We start from the raw sequence: 15,607 nt of genomic DNA on the forward strand, positions 1-15,607 counted from the left end.
AACGGATTATGGGGAAACGGCAGGAGCAGCTCCATCTCGGAGCATTTATTTATTATACAGGCCATCATCATGCAGGCTGGCGTCATCCGGAGTCGGGTGTTGAAGGAATGTTTGATGTGAAATTTTATCAGAAGCTTGCGCAAACCGCGGAGCGCGGCAAGTTCGATATGCTCTTCTTCGCAGATTTGCTGTATGCCACTAATGTGGGGCAAGCGGTAGCGGGCATGCTGGAGCCTCTTACACTATTGTCCGCATTATCGGCTGTTACGGAGAAGATTGGGCTGACTGCAACCGTCTCAACCACATACAACACCCCCTTTAATGTCGCACGAAAGTTTTCTTCGCTTGATCATATTAGCGGCGGGCGGGCAGGCTGGAATATTGTAACCTCGCAGCTTGATCTGGAAGCTCATAATTACGGGCAGCCCAAACATCCCGAGCACGGCCTGCGCTACAAGATGGCTCGTGAATTTGTGGATGCCACAACCCGCTTGTGGGATAGCTGGGAGGATGGCGCGCTTGTGCTTGACCGGGTGTCGGGTCAGTTTGCCGATGAGTCTAAAGTAAGGCCAGTTGATTACAGCGGGGAATGGTACTCCACGAAAGGACCGCTGAATGTGCCGAGATCTCCGCAAGGTTATCCGGTGCTAATTCAGGCAGGCTCATCAGGTCCAGGTCAAGACTTTGCGGCCAGCATTGGCGAAGTTATTTTTACGGCGCAGCAATCGCTGGAAGCGGCAAAAGTCTTTTACGAGAATGTGAACAGCAAGCTTGGAGATTATGGAAGGGAACGCGGCAGTCTAAAAATCATGCCAGGCCTCTCCCCGATTCTTGGTGCGACAGAAGAGGAAGCGAAGCAGCGTTATCAAGAGCTGCAGGGGCTCATTCCTGCCGCCCATATTGTCGGCTTCTTATCAGGATTTCTCGGCGTAGATCTAAGCAGCTATTCGCTTGATGATCAGCTGCCGGATATTCCTGATCCTGTTGAAGCATCCAACGGCATGAAGAGCCGTGTTCAGCTTATTATGGATATGGCACGCAAAGATAAGCTGTCGATGCGAGAGCTTGGCAGCAGAATGCTTGGAGCGAGGGGACATTTGCAGTTTGTTGGTACGCCCGAACAACTGGCTGACCTTATCGAGCTGTGGTTTGAGGACTATGGCTGCGATGGCTTCAATATCATGGCTCCGGTTCTTCCTGGAGGGCTCGACGATTTTGTTCATTATGTCGTGCCGATTTTGCAGCAGCGCGGACTGTTTCGTGAAGATTACACGGGAGACACCCTTCGTGACCATCTTGGACTTGAACGTCCAAGCGAAGGGCATTTCCGCAAAAAACGTCCTGTGGTACAAGAGCAAGCGTAACAAGAGCTGAGCGGCAATAGTGAAAAAAACGCAAAGAAGCAAGCAGCTGGCGCCATGATTAGGCGACGGCTGCTTGCTTCTTTGCCGTTGTTGCAGAGAAGGGGGGACTAAGGTTTTGTGAATATTCCGCTCTTTAATAAACACCATCGGTTATAAGTAAAATATTTCATGGCAAACCTCCACCTTAAAAATAAGTGATAACGGTTCCAAGACAGCAGCCTCTATTTTATGAAAAATGAATAGGTGACATAGCCGATAGCGATAGCTACCAAACCAAATGCTGCCGTGGAGGAAAGGATACGGAAAAATATTTCCCACTTATCTCTTTTTGTGTTTCGAATGTCCTTGTCCTCATTCCCCTGCGTCTCATGATGTTCTAGATTATCTTGACGAGGCTTAATGATGGGATCACCCGCTTTCTTTATTCCTTCTCTTTGCTTTGCTTATAAACGACAAGTATGGTGCTGCGCTGATAAGTGTTGCCTGAAGTGGCTGTTTTGATCATGGAGCCGTAGCAAATATTAATGACTTGATCGTCGCTCAGTTCTGCCAAAAACTCATTTGCTCTTTTTTCAGCAAAAACAGAATCCGTATCAATAAATTCTTTTACTTGAATCATATTCGTTGTGTCCTCCCTTGCCAAATAAATATACAGATAGGCACCCCGCGTCGATAGCAGAATGCCTTCTGACGTCCACCATAGCATTGCCTACTATAAGTGTCAACAGGCAGATTTAATGATCCATTTTAGACAAAGAAAATAGGGGCAGCTTCGCTAAAATAACGAAGCTGCCCCTATTCGGCTGCATGGGCTGTTTAGCTTTTTTCCAGACGCCGCCTTGATCAGGTATTTCCCCCATCGTCCACCATTTGGCAACATAGGTGTCGCCATTATAAGTGACATATGTCCCTCCTAGATAGGCTTTTGTGCTGTTCCATTCGGGTACAACAAGGCTAAGGAGCTTCCAAGCGCTAGAAGTGTCGGGGCGATTATTTTGCGTCCAATACAGCGCCTCGTAATCTAACCCGGCAAAGCTTGCTTTGTTTCCTTGTACATAAACGGTTGAGGGGCTCCAAGCAGGCAATGTACTGCCTTCATTATTTCCGCCATTGCCCCCGCCTTGACCGGGCTGCTCCACATTTTCCTTCAACGTTCTAACCGTAATTGGTGCGGAAATAGGAGATTTGTTGCCTTCAAAGTCGATCGCGCGAATGGTATATGTATACGATGTGTCAGGTGTTAATCCGCTATCTGTGAAAGAGGTATGTGTCGTTGTGCCGCACCACTCTGCACCGCGGAAAATTTCATATTCCTTAATGCCGCTTCCTGAACCCGGCAGCCACCTCTTCATTTGTTTTGTTCGCCTATTGCGTTTTTTTGTGTAAGGTTGTATCATTCCCTTTTTTTATAAATATAATTATAATTTCGTAAAAAGAATTGAAATAAATAAGGAATGACATTCATTTAAAGAGGGATATAATTATTTTTTTATGTATAAACATTGTCTATCGAATAAATAGAGAATAAAAAACAGTGTATATCTTACTAATTCTTACACTGAAACTGATTTATAGAATCTATTATTATACTTAGCATTAATCTAGTAATCTCGTTAATTCATGTAAATAAAACTAACATATGTTTTCTTCAATTTAGTAAGGATATGAGTACAAATGAATGAAAAATAGAGTTTAACCTCGATGGTTACGCTTTTTTGTCTACTTTAATAATTTGTTAACTTATATAACATGAAATAGACTGATGTAGAAGAAAGAGAGAATTATATCGCATAGGAGGAGTTAAACATGACACAAGTTGTAAAGAGCGAGATAGCGAAAAAGATTTTAATTCCACTGCTTGTACTTTCATTGCTTGCAGCGATGGTAGGGGTACTGACAAAAACGGATTTTGTACGCGCGGAGGAAGCACCGCAGCTGCCGACATTTGATATTCCGGCCCTATCCGCTGAACATCAAGCTTCAAGTCTTCCTAATGTTATTGTTGTTGCAACAGGAGGAACGATTGCGGGTAAGGCAAGCAATAATGATCCTACTAACTTCCAGAGCTATGCGGCTGGTACTTATAAAATGGCAGATATGGTTGCTCAGCTGCCTGGGAAAAATAAAATAGCTGATGTCTCTACCTATCAGTTCGGTAACAAGGGTTCGAGCGGCTATAGTATTAGAGATCTTTATGATCTATCGCTTGCGGTAGACGAAGCTCTTAAGATTTATGATAGTGCAGTTGTAACGACGGGTACGGATACGATGGAAGAAATCGCGTATTTCCTCGATCTAACCGTTCGCAGTGAAAAACCGGTTGTTGTTACAGGCTCTATGCGTCCATGGGATGTTATTGGAACGGATGCGCCTGCCAATCTCTATCAAGCTATTAAACTAGCTGGGAGCGGTAAAACAAAATGGTTTGGCACAGTGGTCATGTTGAATGATGTCATTTATGCGGCGCGTGAAGTTACGAAGTCAAATTCACACCGTACCGATACTTTTGATGCTCCGATGTTTGGTGCACTAGGTTATGTGGATGACCCGGCTGTTCGTATTTATCGTGCTCCTGCTAGAGCAGCAAAAGCAGGTACACCGGCATGGGCTTCACCATTCGATTTGAAAACCATCTCTAAAGATAGTCTTCCGATAGTAGAAATCGTATACAGCTATCAAGAAGCGGGCGGCGGCGCTATTCGCGGCTTGGTGGAAGACGGCGCGAAGGGGATTGTAACCGCAGGAACAGGCGCTGGCGGTATTTCGTCGAAGCTAAGTGCTGCACGTTCCGCGGCCATTAAGGATAAAGGTGTCGTATTTGTATCGACAACAAGAACAGGCTCAGGCTCTATCTATGATAGCGGCAGCGGAAGTGTTATTGGCGGAGACAACTTGAATGCGGCGCATGCTCGTATGATGTTGTTATTGTCCCTAGCATTTACAAACGATGTAAACAAGATTAGAAACTGGTTCACGACTTTTGGCACACAGGATGTAGAAATTTCAGTTGATGAAAATACGGTACTAAGCACGACAGTTGAAGAACCAATCGAAGAGCCTGTTGTGACGGAACCTGTCGTTGTTGTTCCTACACCGGAAGCAGAAGTTCCTGCTGCAACAGAAACAACGCCTGAAACAGCACCAGTGACGCCATAATTAGTGGGAGGAGTACGGTTATGACCATAAGAAGTGAATCAACTACAAAAAAGAAAGTTTTCATTCCCCTCCTCATTATGGCTCTCCTCAGTACGATACTGACTGGCTATGCCAGCTCAGTTCGTGCCGAGACTGCAGCACCTCAGCTGCCTACCTTTGATATCCCGGCATTATCCGAGGAGCATAAAGCTTCTCCATTGCCAAATGTCATTGTAGTGGCGACTGGCGGGACGATTGCTGGCAAAGCGAGTAATAATGACCCTACTAATTTCCAAAGCTATGCTGCAGGAACGTATAAAATGGCGGATATGGTAGCCCAGCTGCCTGGGAAAAATAAAATAGCGGATGTCTCTACTTATCAATTCGGCAACAAGGGCTCGAGCGGCTACAGTATGAAGGACCTGTATGATCTCTCCCTTGCGGTGGATGCTGCGCTTGAAATTTATGATAGTGCAGTTGTTACGACAGGTACGGATACAATGGAGGAAATCGCTTATTTTCTCGATCTAACTGTTCAAAGCGAGAAGCCGGTAGTTGTCACGGGTTCAATGCGGCCTTGGGATGTCATTGGAACGGATGCTCCAGCCAACCTATATCAAGCGATTAAGGTAGCGGGGAGCGGCAAAACAAAGTGGTTCGGTACGGTCGTTATGCTAAACGATGTCATTCATGCGGCACGCGAAGTAACAAAGAGCAATTCGCACCGGACGGATACGTTTGAGACACCGATGTTCGGCGTGCTTGGCTACGTTGATGATACAGCGGTACGTATGTATCGTCTGAATGCTAGGGCGCTCAAAGCTGGACAAGCGGATTGGAAAACGCCGTTTGCTTTGAAAAATATTTCGAAGGACAATTTGCCTATCGTTGAAATTGTTTATAGCTACCAAGAAGCTGGCGGAGGTGCCGTTCGTGCTTTAGTAGCTGACGGAGCCAAAGGGATTGTAACAGCCGGCACTGGGGCGGCTGGTATTTCGTCGAAGATGAGCGCGGCGCGGTCCGCAGCAATTAAGGATCACGGCGTTACATTCGTATCGACGACTAGAACAGGTTCTGGAACGATCACTGGCGGCGGAAACGGCATTATTGCCGGGGATAATTTAAACCCGCAGCATGCACGCATCATGCTTATGCTTTCGCTGGCATTCTCGAATGATTTTGCTACAGTGAAGAACTGGTTTGAAACGGTAGGGACACAAGATATTAAGGTTGATGTACCTGAAACGCCTGTAACGCCTACACCGACTCCTACTCCTACTCCTCCAGTAGAAGGCGGTACAGGTGATTCGGGTGGCAATGTACCAAATAAAGGACAGGTTTCGATTGGTGCAGGCAGCGCAGGTACGCTTGGCTTGGATGATAGCGTTACTGTATCTATTCCAGCAGGCGCGACGAAGGAGCAAATGCTGCTTTCTATTGAGAAACTGACTGAAACGGGCGGCATTGTTGAGCCATCGAGCAAGCGAGTGTCGTCAATTTTTGAAATACTCAAGTCGATACCAGCTGATTTCTTCGTTCCAGTCACGCTGACCTTTAAGTTTGATACCGCTTTGATCAAGAGTGGTCAGACGGCGTCCGTATTCTATTACGATGAAGTGAAGAAGCAATGGGTAGAGATGGGCGGTACGGTAAAGGATAACTTTGTTACTGTACAATCTGATCATTTTACTAAGTTTGCTGTATTCGCTGTAGACAAGAAAGCTGAAGAAGTACCTTCTTTTACAGATATATCAAGTCACTGGGCAGAGGCTGCTATTAAAGAGGCGGTTGCATCCGGAATTGTGAAGGGATATGAAGACGGTACGTTTAAACCGAATAAAACCGTAACACGTGCGGAATTTTCCGTTATGCTGATGGGTGCGTTGAAAGCGGATGGTGCAGGCTCGGTGCTTGCCTTTGCTGATAATGACAAAATTGCGGCTTGGGCAAAGGAAGCTGTCGCACAAGCGGTCAAAGCGGACATTATTAGCGGCTATCCAGATGGAACCTTCCGTCCGGGCGCAAACATTTTGCGAATGGAAATGGTATCAATGATTGCAAGCGGTGCTGGATTAACGTTAGATCCGAACGCGACAACCAGCTTTGCTGATAACAAGGATATCCCAGCATGGGCGAAGGGTGCGGTTAAAGCAGTTAGCGATAAAGACATCATTCAGGGCAGAACGGGCAATATCTTTGCGCCAAAAGCTACAGCAACGCGGGCAGACGCGATTACGGTTATTATGAATATGCTTAAAAATAAATAATGGCTTAAACGGAAAAAGAGCGGTTTTTAAAGGTTGATTAGAACCTTTAAGAACCGCTTTTTTTACGCCATATCCTAATACACCATGCGCCTCTTCCCACCACCCGACAGAGATGATGATTAACGGGGATCAGGCCAAAGAATCAGGTTAGTGACTAGGCAAAGTAATATAAAAGCTACTCTTTGGAGACGTGACTGCCCCAAACGGCAGCTCCTTCTTTGGATAGTGCGCTGAATGTCATCACATAGCTGAGTGTGCCTTCATTCCACTGACGGAGTAAAACGCCGTGATACAGCGAACCATCAATTGTAAGATCGATAGTAGCAGCGCCGGTGCTTTTCCATGAGCCGCTTGCGCTTCCGGAGATCGTGCCGTCTTTGTTGAGAGAAAGCAGTGTTGCTGGTTTCACATCAGCCGTAATGTCTTTGCCATGGTTCACGTATTTGTATTCGCCGATGATTTGCTCGGTCTTAACTTTCTCTGCGGTTTCGCCTGCATAACGATGAGGTGCGACGACAGGCCAGCCTTCCGTGTTCATAAGCATTTGATGGACTCTTACCTCGTGGCTTTCTCCGCGAGATGGAAAACGAGTATGGAAAATAATAAACATTTTACCCGTGTCAGGATCGATATAAGTGGAGTTATGGCCAGGTGAAGTATAACCCGTCCCGATATTAGCAATTTCTCCGTCGACATTGTCCATTTGGAAATTTCCCATGAGCTTCACGCCATAAGGCGCAATAGAAGCATCATCAAACAGCGTACCGAAGGCGCCAAATGCGTCGATCATTTCCTTGCCTTCTGAATCAAGGAACGGGCCGTCGGGATTTTTTGAGCGTGCCACACGAATGTTGTATCCGCCTGTGGAGTCTAGTCCGCCATAGGAAAGGTATAAATAGTAATAGTCCGTTTCTTTGTTGTACATCATATAAGGCGCCTCGATGCGGCTGTGATTGTTGCCGAGCAGTCGTTTGCCGTAGCCTTGATCGGGAAAGGGCAGGCCTGTTTTTGGATTCATTTTCAAAATAAAAATACCGCCGGAGTATGAGCCATAAACCATCCATAGAATGCCGTCTTTATCATAAAACAAATTTGGATCGACTACGTTTGGATGTACTGCCGCGTCATACAACGTTCCATCCTCGCTCGAATCATTCCACATGCCCGATTTGAGAATTGTGCCCTTATTTTTATAAGGCCCTTCAACCTGATCGGCAACCGCATAACCAAGCACCGACCGAGGCGAGTCGCCTTTGCACATGCTGTAATACATATAAAATTTGCCGTCCGGCAATTGGATGACATCGCCTGCCCAGAACGTATCAGTCTCGGCCCAAGCTAGCTCCTCGCTCATTTCTGTCAGTACATCCGGTATGATGGGATTCCCTTCATAGACACTGGAGTTCAGCTGCTCCCAGGCCATGAGATCCTTCGACTTCGCCGCAGCGAGATGCGAGCCGAAAATATAGAAGGTATCACGAACTTTGATAATGGACGGATCATGAACGGACGCGTTAGTGAATAAAGGCTCCTCCACTGTAACCGCTTCCGTTTTTGGTTGGTTTGAAGTGTCATTAGCTGCGGATGGCTGATTGCTCTCTGCTGGTGGAGCTGCATTTCCGCCGTTATTTCCACTGCAAGCGCTCATAAATGTCATCATGCATACCGTTAACAAAATGATGGTTTGTTTTCTCAAGTAGAAAATCCTCCTAGGTTAACATTGGGTAATTTCTAAAAACATTAATTGATTAATAAATATATTATATATTAGGCGGTAAAAAAAGAGAAGGGCTCAGCCCTTCTCTTATTTCGTCTTAACTGGTTCTTCGAACGTCATGCCGAGCGTGTCTACAGTTACTTTTTTCATCGAAATCGGCGTTTCCGGCTTATCGCCCGGGCCAACCTTTTGATTGACGATTTCATCGACCGCTTCCATGCCTTCGGTTACTTTGCCGAAAGCTGCATATCCATTATCGAGTGAAGGTGCATCAGCTACCATGATGAAAAATTGTGATCCGCCGGTGTCTGGATCGTTGGTGCGAGCCATGGAGAGGACGCCGCGAGTGTGCTTCAGCTTGTTTTCGAAACCGTTGCTGAGAAATTCGCCTGGAATGCTGTATCCTGGACCGCCAGTACCTGTGCCTTCTGGATCTCCGCCTTGAATCATAAACCCTGGAATCACGCGGTGGAAAATAACGCCATCATAGAATTTTTTATTAATAAGAGAAATAAAGTTGTTTACGGTATTAGGTGCAACCACAGGGTAAAGCTCAAGCTTAATGATTTTGTCATTGCTAAGTTCAATCGTTACAACAGGATGCTTGTCCGAGCCGAGAAGCTCAGGCCCTTCCTCAGCAGGTGCTTCAGTAGGGGGAGTTGTGCTTATGTTGCCACTGCCTGATCCTGTTTTCTCATTACTCCCGTTTGCGCCGCAGCCTGATGCTACAATGAGCAGAGTTAGTGCAAGAAGAAGCATGATCCCAAGACGTTTGTTCTTAAACAGCATTTCAATATCCTCCTTAAATTTGCGAATGCAAATGACCTTGAGACGATCTGGTTTGCGCAGCATTCACCTTTTATATCCAACTTGTATAATATCATATTGCGTGATTTAAATGCGAATTCATCGCTTTATCATTGTGTTGAATGTCTCTAATAAGTTAAGGTCTTGCGCGACAAGCGCTGATTCGCTATAATCACATTAATTCAGTCGAAGGGATTGGGTCTTATGTACACTTTCCAATTGAATCAGCTTCATCATTTCACCAAGCGTTAGCACCCCTGATCAACATTCAGGGTGGGCTAGCGCTTCTCGCGTTGGCCTCCCTGCAGCATACGATGCGCGCAGGACCAAGAGGTCCTGCGCGTTTTTTTTATTCCAATAATGCAGTGAGAGGAATGATCGTGATGCAAAATGTAAAGGGAACCTATGATTATTACGGCAGGGAGCAAGCGCTTAGAAGAAAGATTCAGGAGACTCTGCGGGAAAAGTTTGAGCTGTATGACTTTGATGAGATGGTGTCTACCGAGCTGACTGATCTTGCTTTCTTGACATCCAAATATGCAGGCGGCGATGAGATTGTTAAGGAAATGTACCAGCTTACAGATCAGCGAAAACGACGATTAGGCTTGCGCTATGATTTGACGATCCCTTTTGCCAAGGTGATGGCATTAAATCCGAGTATTGAATTGCCTTTCAAGCGATATGAAATGGGGAAGGTATTCCGCGATGGTCCCGTTAAACGCGGGCGGCTGCGAGAATTTTTGCAATGTGATGTGGATGTTGTTGGGGTGAAGGGGCCGGAAGCTGAGGTGGAATTGATGCAGCTGGCTGTCGATGTGTTTCGCACCCTAGAGCTGGATATCCAATTAAAATGGAATAATAGGCGGTTTCTTGGCGAAATGCTTGCAGCAATTGGCGTCCAGGGAGAGGATTCGTTGTCGGTTATGCTGACTTTGGATAAGCTCGCAAAAATCGGAATAGACAGTGTGAAGGCGGAGCTTGCTGAGAAGGGTTTGGCTGACGGGGTCATCGCTGCGATTTTAGAATTGATTGAGCTGGAGGAGCCTACACTAGAGACGTTGATAGATAAATATGACCTGCAATATAGTGCTGGGGCGCAGGAAGTAATCGAGGTTCGTGATATTTTGCGCAAGCTTGGATTAGAGTCTGTTTGTGTGTTTGACCCTTTTCTCTCACGCGGGTTATCTTTCTACACAGGTACGGTTTATGAAATATTTGATGCTTCGAACGGCTTCGCATCGAGCCTTGGCGGCGGCGGTCGGTATGATGCCATTATTGGACAGCTTATAGGCAGGGATGATGCTGAGTACGCAGCGGTCGGCTTGTCGTTTGGGATGGAGTCAATTATGGCTTTGCTTGAAGAGCGTTACGCAGCTGCAGCGAAGGCGTCGGTTAACGTAGTGCTCATTCCCGTAAGCGTAACGGCGGCAGAACTGCTGCAAACCGCAGCGGATTTGCGTTCGAGCGGCATTCGAGTGAAGCTCGATTCTAGCGGACGAAAGCTGAAAAATATACTTGCTTCGGTAGCGAACAGCGGCATACGTTACGCTCTTCTGGTGGGAGAGGCGGAATGGAAAGCGGGCTTAGTACGCTTGAAGGATATGGAGGAGCGGGTCGAGAGGGAAATGAGTGTCGATGAAGCCATTTATATTTTAGAAAAGGTAAGTGGATGAGGATCGATAAGTTAATAAGTTTTATATTGGAGCAGCCAAGTTGTACTCGTCTTCTTTAGCTTGGCTGCCCGTCATGACATTACGAGAGCTAGAGGATTAGTCGTTATAGGAATGGGAATAGGATGCTGATCAGCTTGCGTCGTTTGGTGCGATCCTTTGCTGGGAGCGATGCGGCGGCGATATGCTGCTTGGGGTATTGCAGAGCGTCCATGCTTGCGGTTAGCTGAGTCAGAACGAGCCGCAGCTCATCGAGCTCCTGCCGGTGGCTCAGCAGCTGGTAAGTGACGACTTCATCCGCTTTCTGGGATAGGGAAGCTTCCAAACGGCTCAGTCGATGGAGCAGTTCCTCGCGATCCTCGTATACAGGTGCAGATGCCTGCAGATCTTGCGGAACGGGAGAAAGATTGATGTCTTGCAGGCTGATCCCTTCCTCCAATTCTTGCTTAATCAGCTGCAGGTTATGAAGAGCCGTCTCATCAAAGGAATAGTGACCGAGCGTATCCTTGCCGAAAGAAGAGGGGAACTGGGATATCCAACGTCTGACTGTTGTTTCACTGACAGCAAGAAGCTGAGCGGCTTCTTTGGTTTTTAACAACGCCATTGTCATCACCTCGCTTATTAATTACTAGAGTTATTCGTGCCGAAAACATGCTCTCCTGCACGGCTGACAAAGGTAGTGGTTAATCGCTAAAAGAAGTGATCATCCGATTGATTTTTCATGCTCGCAGCAGTAACGCGAATATTGCGGCAATTAAAAAAGAAGCTTTCTTATCCACACTCTGAGTGGGGAAGAAGGCTTCTTTATTTGCGGGATATATTAACTGGAGAGGTTATGACCTTAACAGAACTTTACAGCAGCTTCTGTACATATCGTTCGATTTTCTCAGGCGTATCCTTTGATCCGAAGCGCTTTAATACCTTGCCGTTCTGGTCGACAAGAAATTTGGTGAAATTCCATTTGATCGACCTTGTGCCGAGGAAGCCGCGTGCTTCATTCGTCAGGTGCTGGAATAAAGGGTGCGCAGTGCTGCCGTTTACATCCACTTTGGAGAATAAAGGGAACGATACTCCGAAATTGATTTCGCATGCTTCTGCAACCTTGCTGTCGTCGCTAAGCTCTTGATTGGCGAATTGCGAGGAGGGGAAGCCTAGTACGGAAAAGCCTTGTTTATTATAGGTGTCATGAAGTTTTTGAAGACCTTTGAACTGCGGGGCGAAGCCGCATTTGGTAGCTGTATTCACGATGAGCATGACCTTGCCTTTATAAGGGGCTAGAGTCTGTTTTTCGCCTCTAATAGTCTTTACTTCAATACTGTATAAGGACATAGGAACAACCTCCATTAACCGATTTTATATTTTTTATAATTTAATTGTACTCAATCTATATAGAGGTGTCAAATGAAATAAATAAAGGTGAGTTAGCATGTGGCCAGAGGCTGTTTTCATTGGTCTTTAAATGAATAAGAGGCCGCCCCTATTTGATAGGGACAGCCTCTGGCTTGCTTTTAATAAAGAACTTTATATGCACCCGACTGAAGTAGCAAGGCTCCTGCTGCGGCTTCGTTATCGGTGTCAGCCACTAGCAAGTAGTAGCCTTGATCGATAGCTTCTTTGCAAGGTTCGATGAATTTGTCTTCTATGCCAATATCATGGAGCACGTCTTTAGTGTCAGGCTCATTATCGAGCTTCACTGCGCCTGCGGCTATGCCGGTAGGGCCGCCGTTTATGCCCGTGCTTCCGGCGGTATAACCTGAACCTGCTGCAAATGGTGCGGCGCTAAGCGGAGTGATTGTTCCGGCTTGGTTCACCTCTTGCGCTTCTCGAATTTCATAAACTTCCTCAATAGGGATGCTTGAATCGGAAACAAGAAGCGGAGCCGATTCCTTGTTCTTCAGAACGATTCTAAGATTATGTCTATTTGTTCTCGCTGCTTGAAACCGTTTGATCGCTTCCAAGACACCTTCTTCTTTGTCAAATACTCCAATGGCTGTCGTCATAGGGGAGTTCTCCTCTCGTATCTAAGCTAGAATGAGGTTACATCTACTTATACCCTGCATTCCTTGCTTTGAATCGAGAGGCGGGATTAGCGAGCTGCAAGTGCTGAAGCTTCGCTAATTTCGTTAATTTCATCTATTGTCAGCTTAAACCGCATAGCTTTCACGTTTTGCTCGGCGTGGTGAATTTTTGATGCTCCGGGAATCGCGAATACAGTATCTCCATGAGCATGGATGAGCCAATTTAACGCGATTTGTGTTGCGGTAGCCTCATAACGAGCAGCTACCTGCTCTAGTGAATCAATAAGCGGCTTAGATCGTTTTAGGCTGTTTGTTTGAAAAGCGGAGCTCCATTTGCGCGGACCGCTAATTGCTTTAATCAGAGAAGGATCATGATGAAACTTCCCGCTTAATATACCCTGTTCAAGCGGAGAATAAGCAATGATTGCACAACCGAGTTCTTGCGCCGTCTCGAGAATACCATTTTTCTCGATGCGGCGGTCAAGCAGGCTGTATTTTACTTGATTGGAGGCGAGCTGCAAGCCATGCTCTCGCAGAACGCGATCGGCCTCGCGCATTTGTTTGGCGGAGAAATTGCTTACCCCTATATTTTTGATTTTTCCGGCAGCGGCCAGCTTCGCCATTGCCTTCATCTCACTGCTCACTGAAGAGAAGGAGAAGGGCTGATGCACCTGATAGAGGTCGATTGTACGCCCCTCAAGCTGTTTAATTCTCACATCAATTGTACGGCCAATGTTGCTGGCGGTACGCATTGCCGGCCACCACTTGGTCGCAATATAGACTTTATCTTCTGCTGGTAGGGTTTCACGCAAAGCGCTGGCGAGCAGCTGCTCGGATTGGCCGTTTCCGTAAATTTCAGCGGTGTCAAACCAATTAATGCCGCCTTCGTAGCTTGTTTTTACGATATCATTGATGATTTCGCCCTTCAGAGCGGGCCAAAACTTTCCGACGAGCCCTTTGCCATTGCTGAATTGCCAGCAGCCAAGGCCAAGCGGGGATAACTGCAAACTCGTTTGGCCAAATGGCCTAACCGTAGATAATGTCATGGCTTGCTCCCTTCGGAACTTCAGAATAAGTAATGGGCAGCTGTCTTTTTCCGTTATGCTCTAGCTGATCCTTGCTGTATTCGGTCTAGGAACTGATGCATTTGTTCCAGCAATGCAGCACCTTCTTCAGGTGTGCCGTCAAGCTTGCATGCGAGCTGATGAGGAATATCGACGGCTTGTTCCTTTAATGCTCGGCCTTGCTCTGTGAGTTCCACCAATACGCTGCGTTCATCGTTGCGGTCACGCGTACGCGTTATATGTCCTGCAGCCTCCAGCTTCTTAAGAAGAGGGGTCAACGTGCCTGAGTCCAGATAAAGCTTATTGCCAAGAGCGGTTACCGTGACATGATCCTGCTCCCATAGGGCGAGCATTGTAACGTATTGCGTGTAGGTAAGGTCGATCTTCTCGAGCATTGGGCGATAAAGCTTAGTAATCTCTCGAGAGCAGGCATAAAAAGCGAAGCATATTTGATTGTCCAGTTTTAAAATTTCGTTGCTGTCCATGTTGTTGTCCTCCGTGGGAAGGTGAATTTGTTTGTTTAAAAGGCAAGGAGCTAATGTTCTAAGTTTAACAAAATTAAATTGTGATAAATATAATATAGAGGAATGGACAATACACTGTCAATGCGCACAGCGGCTCCTTATATTGTAGAGGAAGGACGAAGTGTGCTATAGTTACAGCGTTTATTTAATGAAGGAGTGAGAGCGATGTCGCATACTGCTAATGAGGTTGCAGAATGGATGCTGAACGAATTGAAGGAAAAAGGGATTTTGCATCAAAGCGCCGCAGTTGAGCATATAAAAAGCCATTTTGGCGAATCGTTTATATATGTGAATGAGCACGGCAACGCTTCAATCGACAAAGAAGTGAAAAAAGTGTTCCGTAAGCTTCATAAGGGGAAAGCCGCTTGGGAGAGAGACGGGTTCTTCTGGGGCTGGAGCTAAACCGCATATTATTGTAGTGGGAAGCTGGGCGTTAAAGCCAAAACGTCCATTTCTCATGAACAACTTGACAAAGGTAACTGTAATTATTAAACTTACAGTATGGAAGTCACCAATAGGACGTAGCTTAATCATAAAAGAAGCGTCTACTTTTTTAAAGCAAGTGTACCAAAAAAAGTTACAGTTAACGGGGTATTCTTACTATTAGGGATAGGTGGTGTTTGGAGATGAAATTCAACATAAGCGATTGGGTACAAGGTAAAACAAAAGATGGCGAGCTCATTCATGGTTTTGTCGAAACCATCGATATTTTGCAAGGATTTGTAACCGTGAGCGTTGTAAAGTCGGATAACGTAGAGGTTATAGGGAAAACCGTAGCCGTTCGTTCATCATGGCTCAAAAACGTATCCGAAATTACTATAAATGATGCGCAGGTTTTTCAAAATGCAATTGACTTAGCTTTAGATACATGGGACGAGGCTTGGTTTATGGAGCTGACCAATGCGAAGAAGGCTAGCGAAGAAGCGGCTGAGGCTGGAGAACGTTCGAAGGTATATTCATTTCCAGTCAATCGACTTGGTCAATCTGCTTGATCGAGCAGGCTTGCCTCCTATCACATCATAGCACCGACGAAAAAAAGGA

Annotated in this window: 15 protein-coding genes; 6 read left to right on the forward strand and 9 right to left on the reverse strand. The window is 46.2% G+C overall.

Annotated features, from left to right (window positions below; translation table 11 throughout):
• The first annotated feature begins 8 nt into the window (after positions 1-8).
• Entirely contained in the window at positions 9-1,364 is a 1,356-nt protein-coding gene (locus AC0VYE_RS02160; RefSeq protein WP_475445743.1) for an LLM class flavin-dependent oxidoreductase, read from the forward strand.
• A 421-nt stretch (positions 1,365-1,785) separates the two neighbouring features.
• Here AC0VYE_RS02160 and AC0VYE_RS02165 read toward each other — a convergent pair whose 3' ends face one another.
• Positions 1,786-1,983: a sporulation protein Cse60 gene (locus AC0VYE_RS02165; RefSeq protein ID WP_076268509.1), complete on the reverse strand. Its 198-nt coding sequence runs from the start codon at positions 1,981-1,983 to the stop codon at positions 1,786-1,788.
• A 115-nt stretch (positions 1,984-2,098) separates the two neighbouring features.
• Complete coding sequence (locus AC0VYE_RS02170; RefSeq protein WP_475445745.1) at positions 2,099-2,716, reverse strand: carbohydrate-binding protein; 618 nt, start codon at positions 2,714-2,716, stop codon at positions 2,099-2,101.
• A 454-nt stretch (positions 2,717-3,170) separates the two neighbouring features.
• Between AC0VYE_RS02170 and AC0VYE_RS02175 the strand changes: the two genes are divergently transcribed.
• Together AC0VYE_RS02175 and AC0VYE_RS02180 are read left to right on the forward strand one after the other, a co-directional pair.
• A complete protein-coding gene (locus AC0VYE_RS02175; RefSeq protein ID WP_475445746.1) occupies positions 3,171-4,520 on the forward strand; it encodes an asparaginase in 1,350 nt (449 codons plus the stop codon).
• A 20-nt stretch (positions 4,521-4,540) separates the two neighbouring features.
• On the forward strand, positions 4,541-6,766 hold the full coding sequence (locus AC0VYE_RS02180; RefSeq protein WP_475445748.1) for an asparaginase domain-containing protein: 2,226 nt from the start codon (positions 4,541-4,543) through the stop codon (positions 6,764-6,766).
• Positions 6,767-6,941: 175 nt separating this feature from the next.
• On the opposite strand, the gene AC0VYE_RS02185 is transcribed toward AC0VYE_RS02180, so the two are convergent.
• Together AC0VYE_RS02185 and AC0VYE_RS02190 are read right to left on the reverse strand one after the other, a co-directional pair.
• Complete coding sequence (locus AC0VYE_RS02185) at positions 6,942-8,462, reverse strand: glycoside hydrolase family 43 protein (protein WP_475445750.1); 1,521 nt, start codon at positions 8,460-8,462, stop codon at positions 6,942-6,944.
• 108 nt (positions 8,463-8,570) lie between these two features.
• Positions 8,571-9,272 carry a peptidylprolyl isomerase gene (locus AC0VYE_RS02190; RefSeq protein WP_475445752.1) on the reverse strand — a complete coding sequence of 234 codons (702 nt, stop codon included), beginning with the start codon at positions 9,270-9,272 and terminating at the stop codon, positions 8,571-8,573.
• 401 nt (positions 9,273-9,673) lie between these two features.
• Here AC0VYE_RS02190 and AC0VYE_RS02195 point away from each other — a divergent pair, with 401 nt between their 5' ends.
• Positions 9,674-10,963 (forward strand): histidine--tRNA ligase, encoded by a 1,290-nt coding sequence (locus AC0VYE_RS02195; protein ID WP_475449397.1) that lies wholly within the window; start codon positions 9,674-9,676, stop codon positions 10,961-10,963.
• 103 nt (positions 10,964-11,066) lie between these two features.
• On the opposite strand, the gene AC0VYE_RS02200 is transcribed toward AC0VYE_RS02195, so the two are convergent.
• The 5 genes from AC0VYE_RS02200 to AC0VYE_RS02220 all read right to left on the reverse strand — a co-directional run bounded on the left by AC0VYE_RS02200 (position 11,067) and on the right by AC0VYE_RS02220 (position 14,527).
• A complete protein-coding gene (locus tag AC0VYE_RS02200; RefSeq protein WP_475445754.1) occupies positions 11,067-11,564 on the reverse strand; it encodes a MerR family transcriptional regulator in 498 nt (165 codons plus the stop codon).
• Between the two features lie 248 nt (positions 11,565-11,812).
• Positions 11,813-12,289 (reverse strand): glutathione peroxidase, encoded by a 477-nt coding sequence (locus AC0VYE_RS02205; protein ID WP_475445755.1) that lies wholly within the window; start codon positions 12,287-12,289, stop codon positions 11,813-11,815.
• Between the two features lie 179 nt (positions 12,290-12,468).
• On the reverse strand, positions 12,469-12,960 hold the full coding sequence (locus AC0VYE_RS02210) for a hypothetical protein (protein WP_475445757.1): 492 nt from the start codon (positions 12,958-12,960) through the stop codon (positions 12,469-12,471).
• An 86-nt stretch (positions 12,961-13,046) separates the two neighbouring features.
• Positions 13,047-14,024, reverse strand: coding sequence for an aldo/keto reductase (locus tag AC0VYE_RS02215; protein ID WP_475445759.1), 978 nt, complete (start codon positions 14,022-14,024; stop codon positions 13,047-13,049).
• Positions 14,025-14,077: 53 nt separating this feature from the next.
• A complete protein-coding gene (locus AC0VYE_RS02220; RefSeq protein WP_076268501.1) occupies positions 14,078-14,527 on the reverse strand; it encodes a MarR family winged helix-turn-helix transcriptional regulator in 450 nt (149 codons plus the stop codon).
• Positions 14,528-14,731: 204 nt separating this feature from the next.
• On the opposite strand from AC0VYE_RS02220, the gene AC0VYE_RS02225 reads away from it, so the two are divergent.
• Both AC0VYE_RS02225 and AC0VYE_RS02230 read left to right on the forward strand, forming a co-directional pair.
• On the forward strand, positions 14,732-14,968 hold the full coding sequence (locus AC0VYE_RS02225) for a DUF6953 family protein (RefSeq protein WP_054026129.1): 237 nt from the start codon (positions 14,732-14,734) through the stop codon (positions 14,966-14,968).
• A gap of 224 nt (positions 14,969-15,192) precedes the next feature.
• Positions 15,193-15,558 (forward strand): IDEAL domain-containing protein, encoded by a 366-nt coding sequence (locus AC0VYE_RS02230; protein WP_076268500.1) that lies wholly within the window; start codon positions 15,193-15,195, stop codon positions 15,556-15,558.
• Positions 15,559-15,607: the final 49 nt, after the last annotated feature.

It is taken from the genome of Pristimantibacillus sp. Z349TD_6, from assembly GCF_056173205.1.

What these genes read in the sequence shown, in the direction of transcription:
- AC0VYE_RS02200 (WP_475445754.1), bottom strand. Translation starts at nt 11,564, where the DNA reads ATGGCGTTGTTAAAAACCAAAGAAGCCGCTCAGCTTCTTGCTGTCAGT.
- AC0VYE_RS02165 (WP_076268509.1), bottom strand. Translation starts at nt 1,983, where the DNA reads ATGATTCAAGTAAAAGAATTTATTGATACGGATTCTGTTTTTGCTGAA.
- AC0VYE_RS02230 (WP_076268500.1), top strand. Translation starts at nt 15,193, where the DNA reads ATGAAATTCAACATAAGCGATTGGGTACAAGGTAAAACAAAAGATGGC.
- AC0VYE_RS02195 (WP_475449397.1), top strand. Translation starts at nt 9,674, where the DNA reads ATGCAAAATGTAAAGGGAACCTATGATTATTACGGCAGGGAGCAAGCG.
- AC0VYE_RS02205 (WP_475445755.1), bottom strand. Translation starts at nt 12,289, where the DNA reads ATGTCCTTATACAGTATTGAAGTAAAGACTATTAGAGGCGAAAAACAG.
- AC0VYE_RS02225 (WP_054026129.1), top strand. Translation starts at nt 14,732, where the DNA reads ATGTCGCATACTGCTAATGAGGTTGCAGAATGGATGCTGAACGAATTG.
- AC0VYE_RS02180 (WP_475445748.1), top strand. Translation starts at nt 4,541, where the DNA reads ATGACCATAAGAAGTGAATCAACTACAAAAAAGAAAGTTTTCATTCCC.
- AC0VYE_RS02190 (WP_475445752.1), bottom strand. Translation starts at nt 9,272, where the DNA reads ATGCTGTTTAAGAACAAACGTCTTGGGATCATGCTTCTTCTTGCACTA.
- AC0VYE_RS02160 (WP_475445743.1), top strand. Translation starts at nt 9, where the DNA reads ATGGGGAAACGGCAGGAGCAGCTCCATCTCGGAGCATTTATTTATTAT.
- AC0VYE_RS02220 (WP_076268501.1), bottom strand. Translation starts at nt 14,527, where the DNA reads ATGGACAGCAACGAAATTTTAAAACTGGACAATCAAATATGCTTCGCT.
- AC0VYE_RS02170 (WP_475445745.1), bottom strand. Translation starts at nt 2,716, where the DNA reads ATGAAGAGGTGGCTGCCGGGTTCAGGAAGCGGCATTAAGGAATATGAA.
- AC0VYE_RS02210 (WP_475445757.1), bottom strand. Translation starts at nt 12,960, where the DNA reads ATGACGACAGCCATTGGAGTATTTGACAAAGAAGAAGGTGTCTTGGAA.
- AC0VYE_RS02215 (WP_475445759.1), bottom strand. Translation starts at nt 14,024, where the DNA reads ATGACATTATCTACGGTTAGGCCATTTGGCCAAACGAGTTTGCAGTTA.
- AC0VYE_RS02175 (WP_475445746.1), top strand. Translation starts at nt 3,171, where the DNA reads ATGACACAAGTTGTAAAGAGCGAGATAGCGAAAAAGATTTTAATTCCA.